Source organism: Streptomyces sp. NL15-2K (assembly GCF_030551255.1).
Taxonomy (GTDB): domain Bacteria; phylum Actinomycetota; class Actinomycetes; order Streptomycetales; family Streptomycetaceae; genus Streptomyces.
Window position 1 is genome coordinate 3677870 of sequence record NZ_CP130630.1, and the last position, 21256, is coordinate 3699125.

General features: G+C 70.8%; 23 protein-coding genes. 12 read left to right on the forward strand and 11 right to left on the reverse strand.

Annotated elements, in window-relative coordinates; genetic code table 11:
• Positions 1-8 precede the first annotated feature (8 nt).
• From recO to Q4V64_RS55015, 3 genes are all read right to left on the reverse strand, one after another.
• A complete protein-coding gene (gene recO, locus Q4V64_RS16200) occupies positions 9-755 on the reverse strand; it encodes a DNA repair protein RecO (protein ID WP_124442424.1) in 747 nt (248 codons plus the stop codon).
• An 82-nt stretch (positions 756-837) separates the two neighbouring features.
• On the reverse strand, positions 838-1053 hold the full coding sequence (locus Q4V64_RS55010; RefSeq protein ID WP_124442423.1) for a hypothetical protein: 216 nt from the start codon (positions 1051-1053) through the stop codon (positions 838-840).
• Positions 1050-1256, reverse strand: coding sequence for a hypothetical protein (locus Q4V64_RS55015; RefSeq protein ID WP_124442422.1), 207 nt, complete (start codon positions 1254-1256; stop codon positions 1050-1052). The genes Q4V64_RS55010 and Q4V64_RS55015 overlap by 4 nt, the downstream gene beginning before the upstream one ends.
• Positions 1257-1370: 114 nt before the next feature.
• Here Q4V64_RS55015 and Q4V64_RS16210 point away from each other — a divergent pair, with 114 nt between their 5' ends.
• Together Q4V64_RS16210 and Q4V64_RS16215 are read left to right on the forward strand one after the other, a co-directional pair.
• Entirely contained in the window at positions 1371-2204 is an 834-nt protein-coding gene (locus Q4V64_RS16210) for a helix-turn-helix transcriptional regulator (RefSeq protein WP_124442421.1), read from the forward strand.
• Positions 2186-2500, forward strand: a complete 315-nt coding sequence (locus Q4V64_RS16215; RefSeq protein ID WP_124442420.1) for a DUF397 domain-containing protein — start codon at positions 2186-2188, stop codon at positions 2498-2500. Before Q4V64_RS16210 ends, Q4V64_RS16215 begins: the two co-directional genes overlap by 19 nt.
• A 970-nt stretch (positions 2501-3470) precedes the next feature.
• Here the strand turns inward: Q4V64_RS16215 and Q4V64_RS16220 are convergent.
• Positions 3471-3845, reverse strand: coding sequence for a MerR family transcriptional regulator (locus Q4V64_RS16220; RefSeq protein ID WP_124442411.1), 375 nt, complete (start codon positions 3843-3845; stop codon positions 3471-3473).
• Between the two features lie 64 nt (positions 3846-3909).
• On the opposite strand from Q4V64_RS16220, the gene Q4V64_RS16225 reads away from it, so the two are divergent.
• The 4 genes from Q4V64_RS16225 (at position 3910) to Q4V64_RS16240 (ending at position 8330) form a co-directional block, all read left to right on the forward strand.
• Positions 3910-4599 (forward strand): alpha/beta fold hydrolase, encoded by a 690-nt coding sequence (locus Q4V64_RS16225; RefSeq protein WP_124442410.1) that lies wholly within the window; start codon positions 3910-3912, stop codon positions 4597-4599.
• On the forward strand, positions 4596-5429 hold the full coding sequence (locus tag Q4V64_RS16230) for a TIGR03619 family F420-dependent LLM class oxidoreductase (protein WP_124442409.1): 834 nt from the start codon (positions 4596-4598) through the stop codon (positions 5427-5429). The genes Q4V64_RS16225 and Q4V64_RS16230 overlap by 4 nt, the downstream gene beginning before the upstream one ends.
• Before the next feature lie 203 nt (positions 5430-5632).
• Entirely contained in the window at positions 5633-6664 is a 1032-nt protein-coding gene (locus Q4V64_RS16235) for a hypothetical protein (protein WP_124442408.1), read from the forward strand.
• A gap of 142 nt (positions 6665-6806) precedes the next feature.
• Complete coding sequence (locus Q4V64_RS16240; RefSeq protein ID WP_124442407.1) at positions 6807-8330, forward strand: alpha/beta hydrolase; 1524 nt, start codon at positions 6807-6809, stop codon at positions 8328-8330.
• A gap of 54 nt (positions 8331-8384) precedes the next feature.
• On the opposite strand, the gene Q4V64_RS16245 is transcribed toward Q4V64_RS16240, so the two are convergent.
• Together Q4V64_RS16245 and Q4V64_RS16250 are read right to left on the reverse strand one after the other, a co-directional pair.
• Positions 8385-8801 (reverse strand): hypothetical protein, encoded by a 417-nt coding sequence (locus Q4V64_RS16245; protein WP_303710154.1) that lies wholly within the window; start codon positions 8799-8801, stop codon positions 8385-8387.
• A 156-nt stretch (positions 8802-8957) separates the two neighbouring features.
• Positions 8958-9398, reverse strand: a complete 441-nt coding sequence (locus tag Q4V64_RS16250; RefSeq protein WP_124442406.1) for a protein phosphatase — start codon at positions 9396-9398, stop codon at positions 8958-8960.
• A gap of 93 nt (positions 9399-9491) precedes the next feature.
• Here Q4V64_RS16250 and Q4V64_RS16255 point away from each other — a divergent pair, with 93 nt between their 5' ends.
• The 3 genes from Q4V64_RS16255 to Q4V64_RS16265 all read left to right on the forward strand — a co-directional run bounded on the left by Q4V64_RS16255 (position 9492) and on the right by Q4V64_RS16265 (position 12086).
• Positions 9492-10040, forward strand: coding sequence for a SigE family RNA polymerase sigma factor (locus Q4V64_RS16255; protein WP_124442405.1), 549 nt, complete (start codon positions 9492-9494; stop codon positions 10038-10040).
• Positions 10037-11032, forward strand: a complete 996-nt coding sequence (locus Q4V64_RS16260) for a hypothetical protein (RefSeq protein WP_303710157.1) — start codon at positions 10037-10039, stop codon at positions 11030-11032. Before Q4V64_RS16255 ends, Q4V64_RS16260 begins: the two co-directional genes overlap by 4 nt.
• A gap of 118 nt (positions 11033-11150) precedes the next feature.
• Positions 11151-12086 (forward strand): dihydrodipicolinate synthase family protein, encoded by a 936-nt coding sequence (locus tag Q4V64_RS16265; protein ID WP_124442404.1) that lies wholly within the window; start codon positions 11151-11153, stop codon positions 12084-12086.
• A 29-nt stretch (positions 12087-12115) separates the two neighbouring features.
• Here Q4V64_RS16265 and Q4V64_RS16270 read toward each other — a convergent pair whose 3' ends face one another.
• Genes Q4V64_RS16270 through Q4V64_RS16280 form a run of 3 tightly spaced genes read right to left on the reverse strand, consistent with a single transcriptional unit; the run spans position 12116 to position 16133 of the window.
• Positions 12116-12781 carry a response regulator transcription factor gene (locus tag Q4V64_RS16270; protein WP_124442403.1) on the reverse strand — a complete coding sequence of 222 codons (666 nt, stop codon included), beginning with the start codon at positions 12779-12781 and terminating at the stop codon, positions 12116-12118.
• A complete protein-coding gene (locus tag Q4V64_RS16275; protein WP_124442418.1) occupies positions 12778-14049 on the reverse strand; it encodes a sensor histidine kinase in 1272 nt (423 codons plus the stop codon). Before Q4V64_RS16275 ends, Q4V64_RS16270 begins: the two co-directional genes overlap by 4 nt.
• The gene (locus Q4V64_RS16280; protein ID WP_124442402.1) at positions 14046-16133 is read right to left on the reverse strand and encodes an MMPL family transporter; all 2088 of its coding nucleotides are present in this window, start codon (positions 16131-16133) and stop codon (positions 14046-14048) included. Before Q4V64_RS16280 ends, Q4V64_RS16275 begins: the two co-directional genes overlap by 4 nt.
• A 227-nt stretch (positions 16134-16360) precedes the next feature.
• Here Q4V64_RS16280 and Q4V64_RS16285 point away from each other — a divergent pair, with 227 nt between their 5' ends.
• Complete coding sequence (locus Q4V64_RS16285) at positions 16361-16807, forward strand: DUF6234 family protein (RefSeq protein ID WP_124442401.1); 447 nt, start codon at positions 16361-16363, stop codon at positions 16805-16807.
• 156 nt (positions 16808-16963) lie between these two features.
• Here Q4V64_RS16285 and Q4V64_RS16290 read toward each other — a convergent pair whose 3' ends face one another.
• Both Q4V64_RS16290 and leuA read right to left on the reverse strand, forming a co-directional pair.
• Positions 16964-17659: a TerB family tellurite resistance protein gene (locus Q4V64_RS16290; protein WP_124442400.1), complete on the reverse strand. Its 696-nt coding sequence runs from the start codon at positions 17657-17659 to the stop codon at positions 16964-16966.
• A 185-nt stretch (positions 17660-17844) separates the two neighbouring features.
• Positions 17845-19575, reverse strand: a complete 1731-nt coding sequence (gene leuA, locus Q4V64_RS16295) for a 2-isopropylmalate synthase (protein WP_124442399.1) — start codon at positions 19573-19575, stop codon at positions 17845-17847.
• A 320-nt stretch (positions 19576-19895) separates the two neighbouring features.
• Between leuA and Q4V64_RS16300 the strand changes: the two genes are divergently transcribed.
• Together Q4V64_RS16300 and Q4V64_RS16305 are read left to right on the forward strand one after the other, a co-directional pair.
• Positions 19896-20966, forward strand: coding sequence for a M4 family metallopeptidase (locus tag Q4V64_RS16300; protein WP_124442398.1), 1071 nt, complete (start codon positions 19896-19898; stop codon positions 20964-20966).
• 21 nt (positions 20967-20987) lie between these two features.
• The gene (locus Q4V64_RS16305; protein WP_124442397.1) at positions 20988-21254 is read left to right on the forward strand and encodes a protealysin inhibitor emfourin; all 267 of its coding nucleotides are present in this window, start codon (positions 20988-20990) and stop codon (positions 21252-21254) included.
• The last annotated feature ends 2 nt before the right edge of the window (positions 21255-21256 follow it).

A 21256-nucleotide genomic window follows, 5' to 3' on the forward strand; every position in this document is an offset into this window, starting at 1 on the left:
CTCAGCGCTTATTTCTCTACGTACCGAAGTGAGCGCAGCCCGCGCTCCAGATGCCAGTGCAGGTACGCGGACACCAGCCCGCTCCCTTCCCGGACGTACCGCGGCTCGCAAGCGTCCGCGGTCTCCCAGTCTCCCGTAAGCAGCGCGCCGAGGAGTTCCAGGGCCTGCGGCGACGGTACGACACTCCCCGCCACCCTGCAGTCCACACAGACGGACCCCCCGGACGCCACCGAGAAGAACCGGTTCGGCCCGGGCATGCCGCACTTCGCGCAGTCGGTGAAGGTGGGCGCGTAGCCGTTCACGGCGAGCGAGCGGAGGAGAAAGGCATCGAGGATGAGGTGCGGCGCGTGCTCGCCCCGGGCGAGCGTCCGCAGGGCGCCGACGAGCAGCAGATACTGCTGCACCGCCGGCTCGCCCTCGTGGTCGGTGAACCGCTCGGCGGTCTCCAGCATGGCCGTCCCGGCGGTGTACCGCGCGTAGTCGGCGACGATCCCACCCCCGTACGGCGCGATGGTCTCGCTCTGCGTACACAGCGGCAGCCCGCGCCCGATCAGCTCGCTCCCCCGCGCGAAGAACTGCACGTCCACGTGCGAGAAGGGTTCGAGCCGCGCCCCGAACTTCGACTTGGTCCGGCGCACGCCCCTGGCCACGGCCCGTACCCGGCCGTGCCCGCGCGTGAGCAGCGTGATGATCCGGTCCGCCTCACCCAGCTTCTGGGTGCGCAGCACGATGCCGTCGTCGCGGAACAGACTCATGGGCCCATTCTCGCCCACGGCAGGTGTGCGTCGTGTGTCGAGTGCTTCGACTGCGGTTCATTCGAGTGCTTCGACTGCGGTTTCAAGGAACCTCACCTCGGCTGCGGGCGTTGGCGTACGCCGTCGCCGCGCTGAGCCGCTCGGCAGGGGTGGCCAGACGCACGGCCCCGGGATCGGCGTCCCACTCGCGCCCGCCGCCGTACGGTCTCAGCTGCACGTACGGCCCCACGTGCCCCATGACGATCCCGACCCTCCCGGTACGGGTATCCACGACATACGAACCCACCGGCGGTTTCATCGCAGCACCGCCGCGAGTCGCTGCGCGGTCTCGACGGAACACCGCCCCAATTCGACGAGTGGACACGGTGCCTCCCGCGCAAGACTCACCGGGTCGAGCCCGAGTGAGGGCAGAATAATTCCGGCTTTCCTGAGTGCCGCGCGCAATTCTTTCACCGTGTCCTCCGCTTCTTCGACGCAGAGCGCCGAGTGCTGTGCCTCCACCGTGCTCCCCTTCTTCCCGGGTTTCACTCTTCGTGTCCCTACAGTGCCTCTCCGCAACTACACTCGGCAGGAGTCTGTGCACTACAAATGCGGGTCAGTGCAAGGAGGTTGGTCGTGGCCAACGGTTCACGACAGGCGGCTTGGGAGTTCTTCGGGACGGAGTTGAAGCGGCGGCGGGAGGACGCGGGGATCACTCAAGTAGGGCTGGGGGAGCGGGTCTTCGTTTCCGGTGGGTATATCGGGCAGTTCGAACAGGCCATTCGCAAACCGCAGTTGGATGTGGCTCAGCGGATTGATGAGGTGCTACAAACCGACGGTATTTTCGAGCGGTTGTGGCTGAAGCTCATCAAAGAACAGCGGTACACGGATTACTTCGCTCACGCGGCCGAGCTGGAGCGGCTGGCGACGAGCATCTTCGAGTGGGCGCCCGCTGTTGTCCCAGGCCTGCTCCAGACGCCCGAGTATGCCCGTGCGATCTACCTGGCAAGCAACCCTCTCGCCACGGAGGAATACCTCGAGGAGATGGTCGGTCTCCGTATGGAGCGTGCCCAGATCCTCAAGGACGCTACACGGCCGGTGTATTGGGTGGTCCTGCATGAGACGGTGCTGCGTGTCCCGGTCGGCTCGCCTGCCGTGATGGCCCAGCAGCTCGAGCACATCGCAGCCCTGGTGCGCAACCGCAAGCTGCTGGTGCAGGTGCTTTCGTTCTCTGCCGGGGCACATCCGCAGATGGGCAAGCTGTTGAGGCTCATGGAGTTCGAAGACGCGCCGCCAACCGTCTATACAGAGGGGGTGTTTTCAGGGACCCTGCTGGATGATCCGGCCGTAGTGAAGCGGACACAGGCGAATTACGATCATCTCAGGGCCGCCGCACTGTCACTGGAGGCGTCCCTGGGCCTGATCGAATCGGCGGCGGAGGACTACAGACGATGCAGGGGTACGACCTGACCAACGCTCGCTGGCGCAAGAGCACCTACAGCGGCGGCAGCGACGGCGAGGAGTGCGTCGAGGTCGCGTACGACTTCCCGGGCGCCGCCCGCTGGCGCAAGAGCACGTACAGCGACGGCAACGGGGGCGACTGCGTCGAGGTAGCCGACGGAGTCCCCGGCGTAGTCCCGGTCCGCGACAGCAAGGTGCCCGGCGGTTCTGCTCTGCTCATCGGGTCGGCCGCCTGGACGGAGTTCATCGGCACCGTCGGGGCCACTCGCTTCTTGGCCAGTGTCGTGCTTCCGCGACCCGAGTAAAGGGCGCTCCGCGTCGCCTTCGGCGATCGGCCTACGGCCGACCCTTGACTCGGCTCGCTCCAGCACGGGGAAGAGGCGAGCGAGCGGCCCGGAAAGACGGGTGCCCAGGTCCGCCAGTCCCTTGGGTCGGTTGGGGGGGTGAGCCAGGGTTCGGGGGCGCACTCGCGCCTCGCCAGCACGCCGGGTGGGCTTGGCGGCGAGCGGTGAGTGGGTGGCTGGGGACGCGCTGGCCGAGTGGCGGCACGCCGGGTCGGCTCAGCGGCGTGCGGTGAGTGGGCGGCTGAGGGCGCACCGGCCGAGTGGCCGCACGCCGGGGCGGCTTGGCGACCGGCGGCCCGAGGGTGGCTGGGGACGCGCCGGCCGGATGGCGGCACGCCGGGTCGGCTCAGCGGCGTGCGGTGAGTCGCTCAGCCGGTCCGGTGTCTCCCCGCCCACGCCCCCGCCGACGCGCACGCCGCCACCATCACGTCCCCACCCACTCATCGCAAGCCGCCAAGCCCACCCGGCGTGCCGCCACTCAGCCGGTGCGGCCCAGCCCCAGGCGCGGACGGGCCGATCGCCGCTGAGCCGTCCCGGCGTGCCCCCACCCAGGCAGCGCGCCCCCAACCACCCACTCACCGCTCGCCGCCAAGCCGACCCGGCGTGCTGGCGAGACGCGACCGCGCCCCCTGAACCCCGGCCCACCCCCCCAACCAACCCAAGGGACCCCCACCTGGGCCACCCATCCCTCCGGGCCGCCCGCTCGCTTCTCACCCGTGCTGGAGCGAGCCGAGTCAAGGGTCGGCCGCAGGCCGATCGCCGAAGGCGACGCGGAGCGACAGCGGAGCGCCCTTTACTCGGGTCGCGGAAGCACGACACTGCCAAAGAAGCGGGCGGCCCCACGGCCAACCTGCAAACGCCGGTGGGACAGCCGGCCTCCAGGGTGCGGCTGTGGTGGGCAAGGTGCCCGCATCAAGGCGGCCGGCGCCCCTCAGCGAGCCCGCGCCCGCCTCTGCCGCGCCTCGGTCGCATCACGGAACGCGCCCAGCGCGGCCCGGCGGCGGCGCAGATCCGCGATGTCTGCGTCCATCCGCTCCAGGTGCGCGGTCATCGTCCGCAGTACCTCCGGGCAGGGCTCGATCCCCGGCCCGGCGTCGGTGGCGCACGGCAGCATCTCGCGGATGGCGTCGGTGGTCAGCCCGGCCGCCAGCATGCCTCGGATGCGGGCGACGATGTACGGGGCGTCGGGCGCGTACACGCGGTATCCGCTGCTGTCGCGGTCGGGGCACAGCAGGCCCTGCTCCTCGTAGTACCGCAGCAGCCGGGCCACCACTCCAGTCCGCCGTGACAGCTCGCCTATCAGCACCGATTCTCCTCACCACGCCTGGGACTTGACCTTCACACCGGTGTGATGGGTCAACGTACGAGGCATGCGCGATTCATTCCCCGCCCTCGCCACCACCGTCACCGGAACCGGCCCAGGACTGCTGCTCGCCCACGGAGCCACCGGCAGCATCGAAGACAACTTCGCCCCGGTTCTGCCCGCCCTCGCCGCCGCCCACACCGTCGTCGCCCCGGACTACCCCGGCTCGGGTCGCACCCCGGTCGCCGCCGCCCCACTGGACCTCGACGAGCTCACGGACGCTGTCGTCGACTCCGCCGTACGGCGCGGCGTCGGGCGGTTCGCGGTGCTCGGCTTCTCGCTCGGCACGCTGGTGGCGGTGCGCGCCGCCGTACGCCATCCCGAGCGGGTGACCGCGCTCGTACTGACCGCCGGGTTCGCGCGGCCCGACGACCATGTGCTCGGCCTCCTCCCCGGCTGGCGGGCCGAGGTGCCACCCCCACTCCACCCGCACATCGACCTGATCCCCTCCCTCGACACCACCGGTGACCTGGCCGAAGTCTCCGCCCCCACGCTGGTCGTCGCGACGACCGCCGACAGCATGGTCCTGCCTGCCGGCTCCCGCGCCTTGGCGGCCGGGATCCGGGGCGCGCGGTACACGGAGATCGACAGCGACCATGTGGTCATGGTCGAGCGGTCGGAGGAGTGGTTGAAGCCCGTCCTCGACTTTCTCCACTTCCTTTCGCTTTCGGAAGGGAAGGACGGTGAGGGGGAGTGAAGCTGCAGGTGGTCCTCCCGAACGAGGCCGCGGGGGCCGACCCGCGCCGACTCGCCGACCTGGCACGGCAGGCCGAGGCCCTCGGCTACGACACGGCATGGCTCCCCGACCACATCCTGCCGCCCGGCGAGTACGGCCCGGTGTACGGAGGGGTCCTCGAACCGCTGGTGACCATGGGCTGGCTGGCAGCCGCGACCACCCGGATCCGGTTCGGCACCTCCGTGCTCGTCCTGCCCATGCGCAGTCCTTTCGTGGTGGCCAAACAGGTCGCGACCCTCCACGGGCTGTCCGGCGGACGGATCACCCTGGGTGTGGGGATCGGCTGGGACGAACGCGAGTTCACCGCCGTCGGCGCCGACTTCAGGAGCCGGGCGGCCCGCACGGACGAAGCCATCGCACTGCTCCGGCACCTGTTCCGGGTCGGCCGGGGCCCCTTCGAGGGCCGCTGGTACGGCTTCGAGACAGGCGTCTTCGAGCCACGCCCCGACGGTCCGGTGCCGGTGATGACCGGCGGTGTCACCGACGCCGCCCTGCGCCGGGCGGCCCGGTATGCGGACGTCTGGCAGGGCGTGGGCCTGGACCCGACAGCGTTCGCCGAACGGCTGGCGTACCTGCGGGCGCGTACGGACGGCCGCGTTGTGTCCCCCGGCACCCGGATCGACTGGCACGGCCCGGACCGCACCGTCGGCGAGGCCGCCCGCACCGCCGAGGCCTTCCGGGCCGCTGGAGCCGAACACCTCGCGGTGCACTTCGGCGACCCGGACGGTTACGCCCGACGGATGGCCGCCTTCGCCCGGGACGGATCCGCCACGAAGGAAGGGGGAGCATGACGCACCAGGCCGCCACTACCGGGCGGGATCTGCCCGACCCGCCCCGGCGGCCTACCCACACCTGGGCTACGGTCACCCCGCGTCCTACGGCATGCCGCGCGCCGTTCCTGTGTCCGCCCTCGCGGCCTTGTTGGGGGACGCCTCGGCACACGGATGCTGGATTTGGTCGCATCAGGCGGGCATGAGGCAGGAGCAGCAGACAGATGAAGGTCATGCGCCGGGTGGCGCTGTATGTGGTGATGCCGCTGGCAATGGTCCTTGCCGGGGGTTACGGCTGGTACAGGCTGAGCGACACCGGCAAGGGCTGGCGCTACGAGGACAAGCTGGCCACGTACTGCGACGGCCTGATCCCCTACAAAGAGTCCGCTGTATTCACCGGCCTCAATACGGAAACAGGCTTGTCTGGCGACGAGGAGGGTGGCTTCGGTGACGAAAGCGTCCACAACTGCAAGGTCGCCGACATGCGCCTGACGATCGCTCTGATCCCCGACGATGCCGTCGGATCCGGCTCAGACAGCGATGACGTGCTCGACACCCTGCGCCCGGAGACCGCGACGGATGCCTTGCCCGTGGCCCTCGGCGGCGGCTGGCATGGATATACGAACATGCAAGACGCAGGCGTCGTTCTCGCCTGTGACAACAAGCCTGTCTCCGTCGTGGTTTCCATCGACGGAGACGCGCAGGAGCCGCCTGCGAGCACCGCCCGTGCGAAGGGGGAACTCGCGGCCTCCACAGCGAGGAAGGCGGCGGACCGCTGGTCATGCAGAGCCGAGGAAGGAGGGCGGATCCCCCCAGTTCCGGCGCCGGAGGGGGAGAGTTCCCCATACGCGGCCAGCGGCACTTGCCGCGGCATCCCGATCCCCGAGGACCAATACGAGATCGACTGGCTCATCGAAACGAAGGCGACGGGAACCGCGCCGTTGGAGAACTGTGTGCTGGGCGAGACAGGGGCACGTTCCGAGCCTTTGTACTGGCTGGATGCCTCGTTCGGGCCCTTCGCGCAGGGCCTGCGATCAGCGACCGACGAACCGTTCGCTGTGAACACCGATGCGGGCCTCGAGCGCGACAGCGCATGGGCGACCGCTGCGTGCCCCGGCGCTGCTCGGGCGATCTTCCGCATCTCAGCGACTGTGTACGCAGATCCACGCAAGGGCTTCCTCACCACTGCCCTACGCGCGTTCGCTGAACGTTCAGCGAAACAGCACGGCTGCACAGACCTGAAGCTGCCGGACTGATCACCGGCTCGACTCCAGATCCTGGACGACCGGGGGAGCCGGGCAGGCAAGGGGCTCAAGCGCGGTACTGGGGAAAACCCCCGGCGAAACAGGGCTGTTTCCCGGATGTGGCGGACGTCGGGGTTCCGCGAGGCTCGTCCGTATGAACCGTATGGACCGTATGAAGCAGATCACGCGCCACGCCCCCGTCCTCGCAGCCTCCGCCCTCCTCCTCGGTCTCACCGGCCCGTTGGCCGCATCCTCCTCCGCCGCCGCACCCTCGGCCCCCTCCACCCCTTCCACCCCCTCCCTCAAGTGGACGAAATGCGAGGGCAACGGGCTCGATCCGCGGCAGCGGTGCGCGAGCATCGAGGTGCCGATGGACTACGCGGAGCCGGACGGCAGGACGATCGACCTCGTCATTTCCCGTATCCCCAGCGCGAATCCGGACGCCCGCCGCGGGGCGCTGCTGATGATTCCGGGCGGGCCGGGCGGCTCCAGCCTCAAGGACCCGTCGGAGAAGGGGCAGAAGTTACCCGAGGGCGTGCGGGACGCCTACGACCTGGTCGGGTTCGCGCCCCGCGGGAACGCCCCCTCCAGCACCGTCAGCTGCGGCCTCGCCACCGGTGACCTCGCCACGACCACGCTGCGGCCGTGGCCCGCCCCGGACGGCTCGGTCGCCCAGAACATGGCCTCCGCGCGCCGGATGGCGAACGCCTGCGCCCACAGCGGCAACCCACTGCTCCGGCACATCAGCACGGTCGACAACGCCCGCGACGTCGACCGCATCCGGGCCGCCCTCGGCGAGCGCAAGCTCTCCATCTGGGGCGTCTCGTACGGCACGTACGTCGGCGCGGTCTACAGCCAGCTGTTCCCGTTCCGCACCGACCGCGTCGTACTGGACAGCAACGACGACCCCGACCCCACCCGGGTCAACCGAGCCTGGCTCGCCGCGCACGAGCAGGGCGTCGAGGACACCTTCCCCGACTTCGCGGCCTGGGCGGCGGCGCCCGGCAACCCGTACCGGCTGGCCGGGTCGGCGGCGGACGTACGGCCGCTGTTCCTGCGCCTGGCCGAGCGGCTGGACCGGGATCCGATCCCGTGGCCCGGCGCCAACCCCGAGGAGCTGAACGGCAATGTGCTGCGCCAGAACCTGCTGAACACCCTCTACGAACCCGACAACTACCCCGTCCTGGCCAAGCTGATCCTCGCCGCGCAGGACGGCACCGTACCGACCGCGCCGGCCGCCCCGCCGGAGGCCGCGCTGCAGAACGGCGCCGCGGTCGGCGCCGCCACGCTGTGCAATGACGTCGCCTGGCCCAGGTCGGCCGCCGTGTACCAGAAGGAGGTGGCCGAGAGCCGGGCCGAGTACCCGCTGACCGCGGGCATGCCGCGCAACGCGATGGTCTGTGCCGCCTGGCCGTACGCGCCGAAGCAGGCCCCCGTCCACATCACCGACAGCGGCCCGTCCGACATCCTGCTCGTGCAGAACGAGCGCGACCCTGCCACCCCGCTCAGCGGTGCCCTCAAGCTCCGGGAGGCCCTCGGTGACCGTGCCGTCATGGTCACCGTGAACTCCACCGGCCACGACTCCTACCTCGCCAACGGCAACGCCTGCGGCGACCGGACCGTCTCCCGCTTCCTGGCGACGGGAGAGCGGCCGGACGAGGACGTCTATTGCGAGTGATGTCCACTGCGAGTGACGTCCACTGCGAGTGACGTCCACTGCGAGTGACGTCTACTACCGCGAGTGACGTGAACGGCACGCCCTGGCGTAGCGCTGCGCCAGGGCGTGGAACGCCTCCTTCGGCTCCCAGTGCCAGTCCGAGTTCGGGTCGTCGGGGCGGTCCTTGAGGGGCTTGGTGATGGCGTAGCTCGCCATGTCGATGTCGAGACGCGGGTTGTCGGGGCGGTGCGGGGCGTCCGCGGTGATGAACTCGAAGGCCATCGCCGCGTACAGGCCCATCGACTCGAAGACGTCCAGCAGATCGGTGAGGTAGGCGGCCTGGGTGCGTTCGCTGCGGACGAGGTCGCCCTTGATCTCCGGCGGGTTCTCGTCGTGGTCGACGATGTTCCAGAGGCGTTCGACGCCGTCTCCGGTGACGTCGACGGTGTCGGCGTGCAGGTCGTCGCGGATGGCCCGGATGTCCTGGCGCATGCGAGCGAGGCTGAAGGCCGTGCCGGGCGTCTCCGAGCCGCGGCACCGCCCAGGAACCGCGCCCGGCTGATTCCCTTGCTCCCCCTTGATCCCCTTTGATCCCCTTGTTCCCCGCGTTGTTCCCCGTGGTCTTGTCCGACCCGCTGAGCAGCCCGCTCAGCCCCGGAACCGCCGCACGTACCTCCGCTGCCACGGCGTCTCCACCGCATGCCGGTCGTAGTGGCGGCGGACGTAGGCGACGGCCTCCTCGGGCGGTACGCCGTCCAGCACCGCCAGACATGCCAGCGCCGTCCCCGTACGCCCCCGCCCGCCGTCGCAGGCGACCTCCACGCGTTCCTCGGCGGCCCGCTCCCAGGCCTCGGTGAGCACCGCGCGGGCGGACGTGCGGTCCGTGGGCAGCCAGAAGTCGGGCCAGCGGAGCCAGCGGGACTCCCAGGGGACGTCCGGGGGCGGCTTTCCGAGGAGGTAGACGCCGTACGACGGACTCGGCGCCCCCGGTTCCAGGGGGCGCCGCAGGCCCCGGCCCCGGACCAGCCGCCCGGAGGGCAGCCGCAGGACACCGGCGCCCCGCTCCTCCCACAACTCCGCACTCCCCACGACACTCTCCACAAGCCCATTCGAACCCGGTGCCGGAAACCGGGCAACCGGAATCGCGGCAATGGTGGTCTGGAGGGCGAGGGAGGGTGCTTGATGCAGGCCGAACAAGAGGCCCAGTTCCAGGAATTCGTCAGAGCGCGGTGGTCCCGTCTCGTACGGACCGCCTATCTGCTCACGGGCGACGCGCACCACGCCGAGGACCTGACACAGACCGCGCTGGCGAAGGCGTACCGCTCCTGGCGGCGCGTGGCACGCAGCGACAACCCGGAGGCGTACGTCCGGAAGATGCTCGTCAGCTGCAACAGTGACCGCTTCCGCAAGCGGCGCGTGCCGGAGGCGTTGACCGCGGCGCCGCCGGAGGTGGCGGGGCGGGACGAGGCCGTGGCGCGGGCCGACGAGCGCAGCGCCCTGCTCGGCGCGCTGGCCGGGCTGCCGCCCAAGCAGCGGGCGGTGATCGTCCTGCGGTACTGGGAGGACCTGTCCGAGGCGGAGGTCGCCGAGATCCTCGGCTGTTCCCCCGGCACGGTCAAGAGTCAGGCGTCCAAGGGGCTGGCGAAGTTGCGTACGTATCCGGGGCTCGCGCAGGCCATGGACGGGCCTGGGCGCAGCCGCACTTCTTCGGGGCAGGGAGGCAGCAGGTGAGCGGGGAGCGGCAGCGGCCGGAAGACGAAGGGGGCTTCGAGGGGCGGGGAGCCGAGGGGGACTTCGAGGGGCAGGGGGCCGAGGAGGGCTTGGAGGAGCAGCTGCGTGAGTTGCTCGCCGAGGACGCGTACACGATCCAGCCGTCGCCGGCGCCGTATCCCGCGATCCGCCGCCGGGGCATGGTCGAGCGGCGGCACCGGGTGGCGGTGGCCGGGGCGGCGCTGGTGACGCTGGCTGCGGCGCCGGTGGGGGCGTACGCGCTGACCGGGCCGGACGGGAGCGGGGGCACGGCCGCACCACAGACCTCGGCCAGTGCCACGCGGTCCGCGACACCGACCCCCAGCCCGAGCCCGACGCCGACCGGGCCCAAGGGACCCGCCACGCCGGGGCAGTTGCTCGACGGGATCACGCTCGCGCAGGCCTCGGACGGCCTGGAGATGTGCCTCGCCGACAAGCGGTGGAACGGCTCCGCGAGCAGGATCGGCGCCGCGGCGGACCTCGGCAAGGCCGACGGCTACCGGATCATCCTGGCGATGAACAGCACCGGCGACTCCAACGCGCCCGGCGACGGCATGTTCGTCGTCGCCGTGAAGGAGAAGCCGTACACCCGGCTGATCTGCAACATCAAGAACGGCGAGGCCTCGGGGCTCAACACCAGCGTCGGCGACGACCTGGAGAGCGTGCCGGGCGCCGGACCCGTGATGGCCGACCCCAACGGCGGCAAGCTGCACCGGCAGTCGATGCTCGACGACGGCAACTGGAAACTCCCGTTCCGCTGGGGTGTCATCGGCAGGGTCGAGCCGTCGGTGGCCAAGGTGACCGTCTCCTACGGCGGCGCCACCGTGTCGGCCGTCCTGGACCACGGCTGGTTCGTCGCCACCGGCATCCTGAACCAGCACGTCACCAAGGCTCCCCACATCGAGGGCTACGACGCCGCGGGCAAGCGGGTCTACGACTCCGACCAGGACAACGGCTACGAGAAGACCCTCTAGTGCCGCCATCTCACGGTGCGTGTCGGCGACCCGCCCGCCGAGCGGGTGCCCCTTCCGTACGCGATGCTGGAAGGCGGACACGCGACCTCGTACACCACAGTGAGTCCAAGGAGCCTTGATGACCTTCCCCGCCCCGCTTACCGGTGTCGTCCCGCCCGTCTGCACGCCCCTGACATCGGACCGCGAGGTGGACGTCCCCTCGCTCCACCGGCTGATCGACCATCTGGTGGCCGGCGGGGTGCACGGCCTGTTCGTGCTCGGTACGACGTCGGAAGCGGCGTATCTGACGGACCGGCAACGGCGGCTGGTGGTGGAGGTGACCGTGGCCCATGTGGGTGGTCGCATCCCCGTGCTGGCCGGGGCGATCGACATGACGACGCCCCGCGTCCTGGACCGCATCGCGTGCGTCACGGCGGCAGGCGCGGACGCGGTGGTCGTCACCGCGCCGTTCTACACCCGTACCCACCCGGCGGAGATCGCCCGCCACTACCGTCTGGTCGCGGCCGCGTCCCCGGTGCCGGTCCTCGCCTACGATCTTCCGGTGGCCGTCCACACCAAGCTCCCCGCCGGTCTGGTGCTGGAGCTGGCCGCCGAGGGGGTGCTGGCCGGCCTGAAGGACTCCAGCGGTGACCTCGGCGCCTTCCGGGAGGTGGTGACCGGTGCCCGTGAGCACCCCGACATCACCGGCTTCAGCGCGCTGACCGGCTCCGAGCTGATCGTCGACGCGGCATTGGCGGTGGGGGCGGACGGGGCGGTGCCGGGGCTGGCGAACGTGGATCCCGAGGGGTACGTCCGTCTCGACGCGCTGTGCCGTGCCGGTGACCGGGCCGGGGCGCGGGCCGAACAGGAACGTCTGTGTGCCCTGTTCGGCATGGTGGGTGTCGGTGACCCGGGGCGGATGGGGGGCAGTTCGTCGGCCATCGGCGCGTTCAAGGCCGCGCTGCATCTGCGGGGGGTCATCGACTGCCCGGCGACGGCGGAGCCGCAGGTGCCGCTGGACGGTGCCGAGGTGGAGAGGGTGGGCAAGTTCCTGGCGGCGGCGGGGTTGCTGTAAGCCTTTCCTCGCCCGTGACTGACTGCCCGTCACATGCTCCCGGGCGTGACCATCCCCGACTCGTACGCCACGATGACCAACTGCGCCCGATCCCGCGCCCCCAGCTTCCCCATGATCCGGCTGACGTGCGTCTTCGCCGTCAGCGGGCTCAGGCCCAACGCCTCGGCGACCTCGGTGTTGTTGAGCCCGCGCGCCACCAGGGTGAGCACCTCGCGCTCCCGTTCGGACAGGCATTCGGGCCCGCCCGCCGCCGGTGGAGCCGAAGGGCTGCGCAGAAGTCGCTCGATCAGCCGTGCCGTCGGCCCTGGCGACAGCAGCGCCTCCCCGGCCGCCACCGTCCGGATCGCGTCAAGCAGTTCGGCCGGACGGGTGTCCTTCACCAGGAACCCGGACGCGCCGGCCCGCAGCGCCTCGATGATGTGCTCGTCGGTGTCATAGGTGGTGAGGACGAGAACCTTGACGCCCGCCAGGTCCTCGTCGGCGGCGATCTGCCGGGTCGCCTCGATGCCGTCCAGGTCGGGCATGCGGATGTCCATCACCACGAGGTCGGCGCGTTCGCTGCGGGCCATTTCCAGTGCCTCGCGGCCCGTCGCCGCCTGTCCCACGACCTCCATGTCCGGCGCGGACTCGACGAGCATGGCGAACGCGGCCCGGACGAGGGTCTGGTCGTCGGCGAGCAGGACGCGGATGGTCACGTGGCTCCTCCCAGCGGAAGTACGGCGGTCACCTGGAAGCCGCCCCGGTCGCGCGGCCCGGCGTCGAGTGTGCCGCCCACGCTGCGGGCGCGCTCGCGCATCCCGACGAGGCCGAAGCCCGGCGCCTTCCCGGGGGTCGGTCCGGTGCCGTCGTCGGTGACGGCGAGGTGCAGGGCGCCGTCCTTCTCGTACAGGTCGACGGCGACGGCCGGTTCGGGGCCTGCGTGCCGTACGGCGTTGGTGAGCGCCTCCTGGACGATCCGGTAGGCGGCTGCGCCGACGGCGGGCGGCGCCTGCCGTATCGCCACCGTCTGCTGGACCTTCGCGCCCGCGAGCCGGGCGGCCTCCACCAGGTCGGGCAGCCCGTCGAGGCCGGGCAGCGGGCCGCGCGCGTCGACCGAGCCGTGCTCGCGCAGCACCTCCAGGGTGGTGCGCAGTTCGCCGCGCGCGGAGCGGCAGGTCCCGGCGATGTCGTCGAGGGCCTTGGCGAGCGTCTGCCGGTCCAGGCGTTCAGGGTCGGCGGCCAGCACATGGGCGGCGACGGAGGTCTGCACGCCGATGAGGGTGATGCTGTGCGCGAGCAGGTCGTGCAGGTCCCGGGCGATCCGCAGGCGCTCCTCGGCGACGCGGCGGCGGGCCTCCTCCTCCCGGGTGCGTTCGGCGCGTACCGCGCGTTCGACGATGGCGGCGACGTACTGGCGGTAGTAGCGGACGTCGATGCCGAGGAAGAGGACGGCGACGACCCAGCCGGAGATCCGCAGGAGCTCCACCACCCCGTCGGGGTTGGTGAGGGCGTTCATGATCAGCGTCACGCCGAGGACCGTGGTGCCGGTGAGCAGCGTACGGCGCACCGTGCCGGTCGCCGCGATCGTGTACAGCACCACCATGGTCGCCGGAATGGGCGCGGTGTGGTTGTTGTCGAGGGCGTGGTACGGAGCGACGCAGGCCAGCGCCACGAGCAGCACCGGCACGGGGTGGCGGCGCCGCCACACGAGCGGCACATGCGCGGCGAGCAGCAGGCTCCAGCCGAGCGCGTCGGGCCGCAGCCCGTCGTTGACGAGCAGGGCGAGGGCCGTGGCGACGACGGCGAGCGCCCCGGCCAGCAGCGCGTCGTTGCGCATGCCGTGCGGGGCGGTGCGGGGGTCGCGGTTGATCGCCGCCATGACCCGCTCGCCGAGGCGGGGAGATGCCGTGGTGGTTGCCTGCACAGGGTCATCTTCCGTGAGGAGGGCGCCCCTCCGGGAGGGAGGGGCGCCTGTTCGGGTCAGTGGGCGGACGCGGTCACCGGCTCGGGTTCCTTCGGCGGCATTGGCGGTCCGGGCTCGCGGGAGAGGCGGCCCGGCCACCACACCTTGCGGCGCAGCGCGACGCTCGCGCTGGTGACCAGGTAGGTGCGGACGAGGAAGGTGTCGAGCAGGACGCCCACCGCGATGACGAAGCCCAGCTCGACGAGTTGGACGAGCGGCATGTTGATGAGCACCGCGAAGGTGGCCGCGAGGACCAGTCCCGCGGAGGCGATGACCCCGCCCGTCGTCCGCAGCGCGGTGAGGGCGGCCGCCACGGGCTCGGCGCCCTTCAACGCCTCCTCCCGCATCCGGTGCATCAGGAAGATGCCGTAGTCGACGCCGAGGGCGACGAGGAACACGAAGGACAGCAGCCCGAGTCCGGGGTCGGTGCCCTCGAAGCCGAACACCGGCCCGAAGACCAGCCCGCCGATGCCGAGCGCCGCGCCCCACACCGCGACCACGGCGGCCACCAGCAGCAGCGGCGCGACGATGCTGCGCAGCAGCACGACGAGGATCAGCAGGACCGACAGCAGCACGAGCGGTACGACGATCAGCCGGTCGCGGGCGTTGGTGTCCTTCAGGTCGATCTGCTCGGCGCTCACTCCGCCGACGTAGGAGCCGTCGAGCCGGTCGCGCAGATCCTCGATGGTGCGTGTCTCGCCCGGGGACTGCGGCGGGGCGGCGGCGAGTACGGAGATCTCGGTCCAGCCGTCGCCGCTGCGACCGCGTTCGGCGCTCTCCACGCCGCCCGTATCGCGGATGTCGGCCAGGGCGGCGTCGGCGCGGTCGGTGGGCGCGATGACGCTGATGGGCTGCGTGCCCTGCTCGGGGTAGGCCTTGGCCAGGGTCTCCATGGCGGCTACAGCTTCGGGCTTGTTGGTGAAGGAGTCCTCCTGCTTGATGGTGCCGGGCAGGTTCAGTGTGCCCAGCGCGAGCGCCCCGAGCAGGACGGCGCCACCGGCGAGCACGGTCAGCGGGCGTCGCCCGGCGGAGCTGCCCATCGCGGAGAACAGCGACCGGCGGACCTTGGGTGTACTGCCGTAGCGCGGCACCAGCGGCCAGAACACCCGCCGGCCCAGCAGCACCAGCAGCGCGGGCAGCAGGGTCAGCATGGCCACCAGCGCGCACAGCACGCCGAGGGCGCCGAGCGGGCCCATGCCCCGGCTGGAGTTGAGGTCGGCGGCGAGCAGGCACAGCAGTCCGGCGGCGACGGTGCCCGAGGAGGCGAGCACGGCGGGCCCGCAGCCGCGCAGGGCGGTGACCATGGCGTCGTACGGCCGCTCGATGCGCCGCAGTTCCTCCCGGTACCGGGAGACGAGCAGCAACGCGTAGTCGGTCCCCGCGCCGATCACGAGGATCGTCATGATGCCGGAACTCTGGCCGGACACGGACGTCCCGAACCACTGGTTGAGCCCGTAGGCGAGGCCCATCGACAGATAGTCGGCCATACCGGCGACGAAGAGCGGCAGCAGCCACAGGAACGGGCTGCGGTAGATGAGGATCAGCAGCAGCGCGACGACCGCGAGGGCGGTGTAGAGCAGCGGTCCGTCGAGCGAGTCGTAGACCTCGGAGGCGTCCGTGTCGAGCGCCTCCGGACCGCCGACGTCGACGCTCAGCCCGTCGCCGCCCTGCGCGATGTCCCGTACGTCGATGACCAGCTCCTCCCGGGCCTTCTCGTCCGTGCCGGGCTCGGTGCTGGCCACCGGGTAGATCAGGGTGGTGCCGTCCCGGGACGGCACTCCGGCCGGTTCGCCGGTCAGGGTGTGCGCGTCGGCGATCCGGTCGATCTGGCCGGCGGCGGTGGCCTTGTCGGCGGCGGTCAGTCCGCCGTCGCGGTGGTAGACGACGACCATTTCGGTGGCCTCACCACCGGGCAGCCGCTCCTCGATCTTGGCGGCCTGGGTGGAGTCGGCACTGGCCGGCAGATAGTCGACGGCACGGTCACGCTGGACGTCGCCGAGTTTCGAGGCGAACGGCGAGGCGATCGCCAGTACGGCGATCCACAGCCCGAGCACCAGCCAGGGCACGGCTCGCCGCCGCCGTACGGATGTCCTTGCGGCCCCCATATGACGGGCCTCCCTCCGGTCGGGTTGTCTGGGTCGGTTCCAGACTCCCGGCGGGAAGGGGCCGATTCGTCGGGCCCGAGGGCGAGTTGGGGGTTACTGCCAGAGGTGGCCGGACGGGCCCGTTACTCCCCCGGGAGTAATCCGGTCGAGTGGGCGACGGACGCCGGCGAGTCCGCTGAGTACCTGTACTCAGGACCCGGTCCCGCATGCGAGGGAAGCTTGCCCCCATGACCGACCTCGCCTCTCGACGGCCCCGCGGCCTCCCGCGGTTCCACGGCGGCAACGTGCCGCCCCCGCCAACCGGACGCCGGAGGCTGCCCCTCGCCGGGGACATCGCCCTGGGCGCCGGGCTGCTCGTCCTCGACGGCATCGGGGCCGTCGCGGCGTTCCTGCTCGGCATCGACTACAGCGGCTGGAAGCCGTTCGATCCCGGCGCGGACAACTCCGACATCTCCCTCAGCCCCAACTGGCTGTACGTGGGCATCGCAGGCGCTGTCGTGGTGCTGACCGTCGCACCGCTGTACCGGCTCCGTGCCGTCGTCAGCGCCTGCCTGCAGGGGCTCGCCGGCATCGCCGTACTGGTCATCGCGGTGGGCGGCGCGCAGATCGACGAACACCGCGGCGCCCGGACCGACGCGTCCGTGTCCGGCCACCCGGCCGCATCACACCGCTGATCACCACTGATCACCACGGCCGTCCGGCCCCGGGCACAACCGACCGGTCATCGCGCCGACGGAGGAGCCCGGTGGACGGCGGCGGGCACCTGTTGCCGGGCATACGACGGCGGCGGGCACCCGGTGCCGGGCTTGCCGCTGTGCTCGCGGCCGCGCCTACGACGGCGTCCGCGCCGCCGCCAGCAGCCTGGTCACGTCGTCCGAGCAGATGGTCAGCGCGGCGCCCACGGTCGCGAGGACGTCCCGCTCGGCGGGGGTGTACGGCCCGTCGGCCAGGGCGATGCGCGCGCCCTGCAGCAGGATCGATTCGCGGCCGGCCGGAGCGAGGTGCGGGGCGAGCGGGTCCAGTGCCTCGTGCAGCTCTATGGCGAGCCCGGCTCCGCAGGGGCGGCCGTAGACCCGGCCGGTGTCCGCCTCGAGGGCCTCGACGAGGGCGCCCAGCTGGTCCTCGGTGCAGTCGTCGAAGCCGGCGGCGCGGACCGTGGCGGCGGCGGTCTCCAGGGACGTACGGGAGCAGGTGCCGCCCGCGGCGAGCACCGCGAGGGCGACCGTGTGGACGGCGTCGCGGAGCATCGCGGAGAAGCGGGTGGTGGTGGGGTGGTCGAGGACGTCCGTGCCGAAGTGGCGGCTGCAGGCGGCGCACTCCACGACGGGACCGGTCTCGCCGCGCGGGACGACGGGCACGCTGAGGAGGGTGAAGCGGCGGCGGCCGGTCAGCCGCTGGTAGTTGCGGTCCCCTCCGCACCCGGGGCAGAAGAACTCGCCGTCGCCGACGGTCGTCCACGCGGTCCGGGTGCCCAGGAGTCGCACAGGCCTGGCAGCACGGCCGTTTCGTCCCCGTCCTGGCAGCACGTCGCACCTCCGTAACCACGCGGCAACATCGCCGCGCTTGCGTGATGTTAGCCACATCCGGGAGGCGTAGTCAGTACCCCGGACGAGACCTACCCGTGACCTGCACAGGGATTGGCCGGTATACGACGGGACCCCGCCCGCCGTGGAAAAGGCGAACGGGGTCCTCGAACCGCCGGTCCGGCTGGTCAGCGAGCGGCTCGGTTGACGGCGGAGACGACCGCCTTCAGCGAGGCGCGTGTCGTGTTCGCATCGATGCCGATGCCCCACAGAACCTTGCCGTCGATCGCGCATTCGATGTACGAGGCGGCCTGCGCGGAGGCACCCTCGCTCATCGTGTGCTCCTGGTAGTCCAGCAGGCGGGCGTCGATGCCGATGCCCTGCAGCGCGTGGAAGAACGCGGAGATCGGACCGTTGCCGGTGCCCACCAGGGTGGTCTCGACGCCGTCCACCTCGGCCTCGACGGTCAGCGTGTCGACGCCGTCCTTGTCCGTGCTCGACTGGCCGTTCTTGACCTGAATACGGCCCCACGGGTTCTCGGGGTTGGGCAGGTACTCGTCCTGGAAGGTCGCCCAGATGTCGTTGCCGGTGACCTCGCCGCCCTCGGCGTCCGTCTTGGCCTGGATGAGCTTGGAGAACTCGATCTGCATCCGGCGCGGCAGGTCCAGCTTGTGGTCGTTCTTCAGGACGTACGCGATCCCGCCCTTGCCGGACTGCGAGTTGACCCGGATGACCGCCTCGTAGGACCGGCCGACGTCCTTGGGGTCGATCGGCAGGTACGGCACGGCCCACTCGATGTCGTCGACGGTGACGCCCTTGGCGGCCGCGTCGGCCTCCATCGCGTCGAAGCCCTTCTTGATGGCGTCCTGGTGGGAGCCGGAGAAGGACGTGTAGACCAGGTCGCCCACGTACGGGTGGCGCGGGTGGACCTCCATCTGGTTGCAGTACTCCCACGTACGACGGATCTCATCGATGTCGGAGAAGTCGATCTGCGGGTCGACGCCCTGGGAGAACAGGTTCATGCCCAGGGTGACCAGGTCGACGTTGCCGGTGCGCTCGCCCTGACCGAACAGGCAGCCCTCGACGCGGTCGGCGCCGGCCATCAGCGCCAGCTCGGCGGCGGCGACGGCCGTACCGCGGTCGTTGTGCGGGTGGATCGACAGGCAGACGTACTCGCGGCGGGAGAGGTTGCGGCCCATCCACTCGAAGCGGTCGGCGTGCGTGGACGGCGTCGAACGCTCCACCGTGGCGGGCAGGTTGAGGATGATCTCGCGGTCCGGACCGGGCTGCCAGACGTCCATGACCGCCTCGCAGACCTCCAGCGCGAAGTCCAGCTCGGTGTCGGTGAAGATCTCGGGGCTGTACTGGTAGCCGAACTCGGTCTCGGGGCCCAGCAGCTTCTCCGCGTACTCCATGACCAGCCGCGTGCCGTCCACGGCGATCTGCTTGATGTCGTCCTTGGAACCGCGGAAGACCACGCGGCGGAAGACGGGCGCGGTGGCGTTGTACAGGTGCACGGTGGCGCGCTTGGCGCCCTTCAGCGACTCGACGGTCCGCTCGATCAGGTCCTCGCGGGCCTGGGTCAGTACGGAGATGGTGACGTCGTCGGGGATGGCCCCCGGCTCCTCGATGATCGACCGTACGAAGTCGAAGTCCGTCTGTCCCGACGCCGGGAAGCCGACCTCGATCTCCTTGTAGCCCATCTTGACCAGCTGGTCGAACATCCGGCGCTTGCGCTCGGGCGACATGGGGTCGATCAGGGCCTGGTTGCCGTCACGCAGGTCCGTGGAGAGCCAGCGGGGGGCGGCGGTGATCCGCTTCTGAGGCCAGGTGCGGTCGGGGATGTCGACCTGCTCGTACTGGCCGTACTTGTGGACCGGCATGGAAGTGGGCTGCTGGCGGTTCTGACGCTTCGCCATAATGCTTCGGGCTCCTCAGGATGTCCGGAAGGACGGCCGACGACGCAACGCCAAGCTCCGCGGGGAGGGAGTCGGCCTCGACTACAGGCCCTCGCCGCGGCAGCTAAGGAGAAGCAGCCCGAAACGCATGATGCTCCGTAGCGTAGCGGAGCCACTCCGGTTGCGCGGGTGCGTATCAGTATGCGGGACCGGAGGGATCAACGGGACAAAAAGTGCTCCATACCACTTTCGGGCCTGTCTCCACCCCTCTTGTCCGCACATTTCACCAATCATGGTTGCGGGTGATGACAGCGCAATGACTCAGTGCAAGGGTGCCGGGCATGACGACCAACGGGGGCTTCGAGCCCGTCTTCTGCACCGTCGTACCACCGCATGTCCTCGACAAGCTGGCACGGAACGACGACCCCGCACTCTCCGGTCCCGCCCGGCGCACCCTGATGCGCGACAGCGAGCTGCGCGGCCGCCGCCGCGTGACCACCGAGTTCCGCCTGGCCGCTGCTCCGACGGCGAAGGCACCATCCGAGCAGCCGCTGCGCACCATCTACGACGCCGAGCACAAGACCGGCCTGCCCGGCACCGAGGTGCGCGGCGAGGGCACGGAGCCCGGCCAGGACGCCACGGTCAACCGCGCCTACTCCGGCCTCGGCGCCACCTTCGACCTCTTCCTCAAGGCCTACGGCCGCCACTCCATCGACGGCGACGGCCTGCCCCTGGACGCCACCGTCCACTACGACGAGAACTACAACAACGCCTTCTGGAACGGCGAGCAGATGGTGTTCGGCGACGGCGACGGCGAGATCTTCCTCGACTTCACCATCCCGATCGACGTCATCGGCCACGAGCTCACCCACGGCGTCACCCAGTACACGGCGAACCTCACCTACTACGGCCAGCCGGGTGCCCTGAACGAGTCGATGTCCGACGTCTTCGGCGCGCTCATCAAGCAGTACACGCTCGGCCAGACCGCCGCCGAGGCCGACTGGCTGATCGGCGCGGGCCTGCTCGCCCCGAGCGTGACCGGCAAGGCCCTGCGCTCCATGAAGGCGCCGGGCACCGCGTACGACGACGACGTCCTCGGCAAGGACCCGCAGCCCGCGACCATGGACGACTACGTCCGCACCGGCCGCGACAACGGCGGCGTCCACATCAACTCCGGCATCCCCAACCACGCCTTCTACCTGGCCGCGACCGCCCTCGGCGGCTACGCCTGGGAGAAGGCGGGCCAGGTCTGGTACGACGTCCTGACCGGCGGCGAGCTGACGGAGCGGGCGCTGTTCACCGACTTCGCCAAGCTGACGGTGAAGGCGGCGCGGGAGCGGTACGGCGACGGGGGCGAGGAGCTCCAGGCCGTGGAGAAGGCATGGGAGCAAGTCGGGGTGCGCATCCTCTGACTCCGTACTAGACAGGAACCCATGCGTATTCAGGTGAGGCGCACGGGCGGATTCGCGGGCATCGAGCGGCATGCCGAGGTGGACACCTCGGGGCGGCCCGATGCCCAGGAGTGGCACGCCCTGGCCGAGAGCGCGGTGGCCTCCGGCCGGGGCACGCCCCCCATCGGGGTGCCGGACGGCTTCAGCTACCAGATCACCGTGGACGGGAAGACGGTGTACGCGGCCGATCCCCGGCTCACGGACGAGCAGCGGAAACTGATCTCCAGGGTCTTGAAGGAGGGCGCGTAAGC

Bases quoted from the DNA above. Each gene is read 5' to 3' on its own strand.
- Q4V64_RS16235 (WP_124442408.1), top strand. From the start codon at position 5,633: ATGAAGGTCATGCGCCGGGTGGCGCTGTATGTGGTGATGCCGCTGGCA.
- Q4V64_RS16215 (WP_124442420.1), top strand. From the start codon at position 2,186: ATGCAGGGGTACGACCTGACCAACGCTCGCTGGCGCAAGAGCACCTAC.
- recO (WP_124442424.1), bottom strand. From the start codon at position 755: ATGAGTCTGTTCCGCGACGACGGCATCGTGCTGCGCACCCAGAAGCTG.
- Q4V64_RS16255 (WP_124442405.1), top strand. From the start codon at position 9,492: ATGCAGGCCGAACAAGAGGCCCAGTTCCAGGAATTCGTCAGAGCGCGG.
- Q4V64_RS16305 (WP_124442397.1), top strand. From the start codon at position 20,988: ATGCGTATTCAGGTGAGGCGCACGGGCGGATTCGCGGGCATCGAGCGG.
- leuA (WP_124442399.1), bottom strand. From the start codon at position 19,575: ATGGCGAAGCGTCAGAACCGCCAGCAGCCCACTTCCATGCCGGTCCAC.
- Q4V64_RS16300 (WP_124442398.1), top strand. From the start codon at position 19,896: ATGACGACCAACGGGGGCTTCGAGCCCGTCTTCTGCACCGTCGTACCA.
- Q4V64_RS16280 (WP_124442402.1), bottom strand. From the start codon at position 16,133: ATGGGGGCCGCAAGGACATCCGTACGGCGGCGGCGAGCCGTGCCCTGG.
- Q4V64_RS16225 (WP_124442410.1), top strand. From the start codon at position 3,910: ATGCGCGATTCATTCCCCGCCCTCGCCACCACCGTCACCGGAACCGGC.
- Q4V64_RS16240 (WP_124442407.1), top strand. From the start codon at position 6,807: ATGAACCGTATGGACCGTATGAAGCAGATCACGCGCCACGCCCCCGTC.
- Q4V64_RS16265 (WP_124442404.1), top strand. From the start codon at position 11,151: ATGACCTTCCCCGCCCCGCTTACCGGTGTCGTCCCGCCCGTCTGCACG.
- Q4V64_RS16285 (WP_124442401.1), top strand. From the start codon at position 16,361: ATGACCGACCTCGCCTCTCGACGGCCCCGCGGCCTCCCGCGGTTCCAC.
- Q4V64_RS16245 (WP_303710154.1), bottom strand. From the start codon at position 8,801: ATGCGCCAGGACATCCGGGCCATCCGCGACGACCTGCACGCCGACACC.
- Q4V64_RS55010 (WP_124442423.1), bottom strand. From the start codon at position 1,053: ATGAAACCGCCGGTGGGTTCGTATGTCGTGGATACCCGTACCGGGAGG.